This window comes from Streptomyces sp. NPDC006265 (assembly GCF_040613555.1).
GTDB lineage: Bacteria > Actinomycetota > Actinomycetes > Streptomycetales > Streptomycetaceae > Streptomyces.
Genome location: NZ_JBEXSH010000542.1, coordinates 1 through 6,150, shown reverse-complemented (window position 1 = coordinate 6,150; position 6,150 = coordinate 1). Strand labels below are relative to the sequence as shown.

Genomic DNA, 6,150 nt, shown 5'->3' with positions numbered 1-6,150 from the left:
CCAGGGAGTCGGAGGGCGCCGACAGAGCCTCGCGGAGCAGCCGGCCGCTCGCGTCCCCCTCCCGCTCGCGGCTCATGAGCAGCCCGTCCGTGTGGAAGGCCAGAACGCTGCCCTCGCGGAGCTCGACCTCCGCGGACTCGAACGGCAGCCCCCCGACACCCAGCGGGGGCCCCGAGGGCAGGTCGAGCTGCCGGGCCGGGCCGTCCGGCGGCAACAGCAGGGGCAGCGGATGCCCGGCCCGGGCCAGGTTGCAGCGCCGGGACACCGGGTCGTAGACCGCGTACAGACAGGTCGCGCCCACCTCTCCGGTGCCGTTGTCCCCGCCGGACTCCTGGGAGAGCCGGACGACCAGGTCGTCGAGGTGGGTGAGGAGTTCGTCGGGGGCCAGGTCGATGTCGGCGAGGGTACGGACGGCGGTGCGCAGCCGGCCCATGGTGGCCGAGGCCTGGATGCCGTGGCCGACGACGTCGCCGACGACCATGGCGACCCGCATCCCGGACAGCTGGATCACGTCGAACCAGTCGCCGCCCACGCCGGAGCGGGTGGCCGGCAGATAGCGGGAGGCCGCCTCGACCGCCGCCGTGCGGGGCAGGGTGCGGGGCAGCAGGCTGCGCTGCAGGGTGAGCGTCGTCTCGCGCTCGCGGGAGTAGCGGCGCGCGTTGTCGATGCAGACGGCGGCCCGGGCCGTGACCTCCTCGGCCAGCAGCACGTCGTCGTCGGTGAAGGCCTCGGGGCGCCGGAAGCGGGTGAAGACCGCCACCCCGAGGGTCGTGCCCCGAGCCTGGAGGGGAACGGACATCGTCGAGTGGATGCCATACTCCTGGATCCGCTGGAAGCGGACCGGGTCCCAGGCCAGCCACCGCTCGAGGTCGCCGGAGGCGCCCGAGGCCACGACCGTGTGCCCCGCGGCCAGCGAGGCGGCCTGCGGCGAGTTCTCCGGGTAGACGTCCACCTGCCCGGGCTTGGCGACGGCCTCGGGGCTGCCCTTGTTCACCGACTGATGGGCGGTCCTGCGCAGGCTCAGGGGCGGGGCAGGCGGTCCGGCGGACTCGCCGCCCTGCTCCTGCGGATCGAGCAGGTCGACGCTGACGAAGTCGGCGAGCGCGGGGACGCACACGTCCGCCAGCTCCTGGGCCGTACGGGTGACGTCGAGGGTGGTGCCGATGCGCACGCTGGCCTCGTTGACCAGCTGCAACCGCTCTCGCGAGCGGTACTGTTCGGAGAAGTCGTGGGCGGTCACGCACACGCCCCGCACCCGGCCCGCGCCGTCGGTGAGCGGCGCCATCCGGGCCAGCCAGGCGTGCGCGCCCCGGTTCTCGCCGGTCGCCTTCATGTACGTCTGCATGTCCTGCCGCCGGCCGGTGCTCAGCACCCGGCGCAGATGTTCCTCGAGCTCGGCGTTCGGCGGCCGGCTGCCGACGTCGGTGGGCCTGAGGCCCAGCATTCGCCCGGCGGGCAGTCCCAGCAGATCCGCCATGGCCTCGTTGACGCCGCGCAGCCGCAGCCGCTCGTCGAAGATCATCGTGGCGCAGGGCGACTGCTTCAGGGCCATGCGTACCAGCGGGTCGTCCGCCAGCGCCTGGTCGGCGGCCTCCGGCGGGGACACCGCCAGCCAGTCGGTCGCTTCCGCCCCGTCCGGCGGTCTGCGGTGGGCGAGCACCCAGAGGGTGACGGGGTGGCCGTCGCGGTGGCGCAGGGTGACTGTGCCGCTCCAGCGGGAGTCGTCCGGCACGGCCGGCGGGTCCGCGCCGTCGGCCAGCAGGGCGGCGGCCGGGCGGCCCACGACCTCGGCGGCGGTGTGGCCCAGCAGGCGGCGGGCGCCCTCGCTCCACTCGGTGAGCGTGCCGTCGACGGCGATGACGGCACGGGCGGCCACGCCATCGTCCAACGCCTCGTCCGGACTCATCGTCGCGACTCCATACGGACACTCACAGTGAACAGGGAAGTCAGTTGAGTTCCAGCGTAGTCCGTGGCCGCCCGGCGTGGACCGGTAACCCCGGTGCCGCCTCTCCGGCCGGGGTCAAGGCGCAAATCCGGCCGAAGCCGTCCATGAGGCAGAAGGGCGCTTCCGCACCCTTGACGGCCATGTGTGACACGTCGACAGAATCTGTTTGTTCACGATCAGTTGTGAGTACTTCTGGGCCTTGATGAGGGAGCCGTCATGTCGGTCAGTCGCAGATCGGTCTTGCTCGCCTCCGCGGCCGCACCCGCGGCCGGGACGCTGCTCGGCGCCCCGGAGGCGTGGGCCGCCGGGGAGGCCCGTGGCGGGTCCGGCCGCCGGACCGTCGCACTGCGCGACGGCTGGCGCTTCGCGCTGGTGAACCCGGGCGGCATCACCGACCCGTCCGGCGCCTACGCGGACGCCCACCTTCCCGGCTACGACGACTCCGGATGGCGCGAGAGAGCCGTCCCGCACGACTGGAGCATCGAGCAGACCCCCACCACCGAACACGGCACCACCAGCGGCACCGGCTTCCTGCCCGGGGGCCTCGGCTGGTACCGCCTGGCCTTCACCCTGCCGCCCGCCCTCGCCGGCAAGCGCGTCTTTGTGGAGTTCGACGGCGTCTACATGGACTCCACCGTCTACTGCAACGGCAAGGAGGCCGGCCATCACCCCTACGGCTACACCGGCTTCGCCCTCGACCTCACCGACCAGGTGCACACCGACGGCACCGAGAACGTGATCGCCGTCAAGGTTCAGAACCGGCTCCCCAGCAGCCGCTGGTACTCCGGTAGCGGCATCTACCGCGAGGCCCGCCTGGTGATCACCGAGCCGGTGCACGTGGCACGCTGGGGTACCCGCGTCACCACGCCCGAGATCTCCGCCGAGCGTGCCCTCGTACGGGTCGGCACCTCCGTCGTCAACGCCTCGGGCGCGGGCGCGGACGTCGAGGTCGTCTCGCGGATCGTCGACCGCAACGGCCGGACGGTCGCCCGCACCTCCTCCGCCGCGACCGTCACCGACGAGCACACCGAGACCCATGAACTCACGGTACGGAGACCCGAGTTGTGGGACTTCGAGACACCGCACCGCTACACCCTGCACACCGATCTGCGCGTTGGCGGCCGAACGACCGACACCCACCGCACCGTCTTCGGCTTCCGCACCTTCCGCTTCGACCCGGACGAGGGCTTCTTCCTCAACGGCACCCGCCACAAGATCAAGGGCGTCGACCTCCACCACGACCTCGGCGCACTGGGCGCCGCCGTCAGCATCGACGCGGTCCGCCGGCAGCTGGAGATCATGCGGTCCATGGGCGTCAACGCCCTGCGCACCTCCCACAACCCGCCCGCGCCCGAGGTGATCCAGGTCTGCGAGGAGCTGGGCGTCATCATGCTGGTGGAGGCGTTCGACTGCTGGCGCACCGGCAAGAACCGGTACGACTACGGCCGCTTCTTCGACGAGTGGTGCGAGAAGGACGCCACCGAGATGGTGCTGGCGGCCCGCAACTCGCCCGCCGTGCTGAGCTGGTCCATCGGCAACGAGGTCCCCGACTCCACCTCCACCGCAGGCCTCGCCATGGCCGACCGGATCATCGGGGCGATCAAGGCCGCCGACGACACCCGCCCGCTGGTCATCGGCTCCGACAAGTACCGCCGCCTGCCCGCCAAGGGCTCCGCGGCCGACCTGATGCTGGCCAAGCTGGACGGCCTCGGCCTCAACTACAACACCGCCAAGTCGGTCGACCAGCTGCACGCGGCCTACCCGCACCTGTTCCTCTTCGAGTCGGAGTCCTCCTCGGAGACCTCCACCCGCGGCGCCTACCAGGAGCCCGAGCACCTCAACACCGGCGAGAACCACACCCCGGGCAGACGGGCGACCTCCTCCTACGACAACAACCTCGCCTCCTGGACCATGAGCGGCGAGTACGGCCACAAGAAGGACCGGGACCGGAAGTGGTTCGCCGGGCAGTTCCTCTGGTCCGGCATCGACTACATCGGCGAACCCACGCCGTACGACGTCTTCCCGGTCAAGGCGTCCTTCTTCGGGGCGGTCGACACGGCGGGCTTCCCGAAGGACATGTACCACCTGTTCCGAAGCCAGTGGACCAGCGAGCCGATGGTCCACCTGCTGCCGATGACCTGGAACCACGAGAAGGGCGACACGGTCGAGGTCTGGGCGTACGCGAACGTCGACACCGTCGAGCTGTACCTCAACGGCAGGTCCCTGGGCGTGCGGCGGTTCGACACCAAGAAGACCGCCGACGGCCGCACCTACCTGGAGACCACCGAGGCGACCGGGGATGACAAGACCTTCACCGACGGCCCTTACCCCGGCAGCTACACCAGTCCGAACGGCAGCGCCGGCAAGCTCCATCTGACGTGGAAGGTGCCCTTCGCGCCGGGCGAGCTGAAGGCCGTCGCACGGCAGGGCGGCAAGGTGGTCGCCACCGACGTGCTGCGCACCGCGGGGGCCCCGCACGCGGTACGCCTGACCGCGGACCGCACGTCCCTCGCCGCGGACGGCCGTTCCCTGGTCTTCGTGACCGCCGAGGTCGTCGACCGGCGCGGTGTGGTGGTGCCCGACGCGGAGCACCTGCTGTCCTTCGAGGTGGCGGGCGGCTCCCTCGCCGGGCTCGACAACGGCCGCCAGGAGAGCGCCGAGCGCTACCAGGCGAGCACCCGGACCGCCTTCCACGGCAAGGCGCTCGCGATCGTCCGGTCCGGCACGAAGGCGGGCGAGGTGAAGGTGACCGCCCGCGCCGAAGGGCTGCGCGCGGGCACGGCGGCCGTACGGGCCACCCGGGCGCAGGACCGGGCCGAGACGGCCCCGGCCGTCTTCGGGCCCGAGCACCCGGTCCCCGCCGGCCTCCCACGCGCGGACGCCGGCTACTCAGGCCGCCCGGACACCCTGCCCGCCGCCATGCTCGACGGTGACCCGGCCACCGGCTGGTCCAACGGCTTCTTCAAGCAGGCCACGCCCCTGCTGCCGGCCTTCGACGGGGCGCGGGCCGAGGACTGGGTCGGTGTCGACCACGGGCGCACCCGCGGCTACGACCGGGTGGACGTCTCCTTCACCGTGGACGCCACGCACAGCCTGCCCGCGGCGATCGAGGTGGCGGTCTGGGACGGCCGAGCCTGGCAGGCCGCACGGGACACCGAGATCGGCTGGGCCACCGCCTCCGACGCCCCCACCGTGATCACCTTCAAGGCGGTCCGCGGCTCCCGGATCCGGCTCACTCTCACGAGCCGCCGCCCCGGGGAGCCGCGGGGCGCGATCCGCATCAGCCGGCTGGACGCCCCGGCCGTCTGAGTCCCCGGTGCCACGGTCCGGGCGGGCGGCGAACAGCCAGTCCCGTCCGGACCGTTGACGGGGCGTCACATCAACCACAACCATGGCCAGCGTCCGCTTCTGGGAGCGCTCCCACGCCGAGCGTCACCCGCACCTCCCCGAGGAGCCCAGACGTGAAACGACGCAGAACCGCCCTGCTGTCCCTGACAGCCCTGCTGGCGACCGCGCTCACCGCGCTGCCCTCCTCGCCGGCCGGGGCCGACGAGGTCGAGCAGGTCAGGAACGGCACCTTCGACACCGCCACCGACCCCTGGTGGACGACGAGCAACGTCACCGCCGGTCTGTCCGACGGCCGGCTCTGCGCCGACGTCCCCGGGGGCACCGCCAACCGCTGGGACGCCGCCGTCGGGCAGAACGACATCACCCTCGTGAAGGGCGAGTCGTACCGCTTCTCGTTCAGCGCGACCGGGACACCCGCCGGGCACGTGGTGCGGGCGATCGTGGGCCTGTCGGTGTCGCCCTACGACACCTACCACGAGGTGACACCGCAGCTCAGCGTCTCCGGCGACCGCTACTCCTACACCTTCACCTCGCCCGTCGACACCACCCAGGGCCAGGTCGGCTTCCAGCTCGGCGGCAGCGCGGACGCGTGGCGCTTCTGCATGGACGACGTCTCGCTGCTCGGCGGCGTGACGCCGGAACCGTACGAGCCCGACACCGGCCCCCGGGTCCGCGTCAACCAGGTCGGCTACCTCCCGGCCGGCCCGAAGAACGCCACCCTGGTCACCGACGCCACGGCGAGGCTGCCCTGGCAGCTGAAGAACTCCGGCGGAACGGTGGTCGCCCGGGGCACGACCCTGCCGCGCGGGGTCGACGCCTCCTCCGGACAGAACGTCCACTCCATCGACTTCGGCTCC

Annotated in this window: 3 protein-coding genes; 2 read left to right on the top strand and 1 reads right to left on the bottom strand. The window is 72.2% G+C overall.

Annotated elements, in window-relative coordinates; all coding sequences use genetic code 11:
- A partial coding sequence (locus ABZ281_RS33265) for a SpoIIE family protein phosphatase (protein ID WP_356661577.1) occupies positions 1-1,906 on the bottom strand: 1,906 nt, incomplete at its 3' end.
- Positions 1,907-2,161: 255 nt separating this feature from the next.
- Here ABZ281_RS33265 and ABZ281_RS33260 point away from each other — a divergent pair.
- Both ABZ281_RS33260 and ABZ281_RS33255 read left to right on the top strand, forming a co-directional pair.
- Positions 2,162-5,254, top strand: coding sequence for a glycoside hydrolase family 2 TIM barrel-domain containing protein (locus ABZ281_RS33260; RefSeq protein WP_356661575.1), 3,093 nt, complete (start codon positions 2,162-2,164; stop codon positions 5,252-5,254).
- Positions 5,255-5,406: 152 nt separating this feature from the next.
- Positions 5,407-6,150 (top strand): cellulase N-terminal Ig-like domain-containing protein (locus ABZ281_RS33255; protein ID WP_356661573.1); only part of this gene is annotated, 744 nt, incomplete at its 3' end.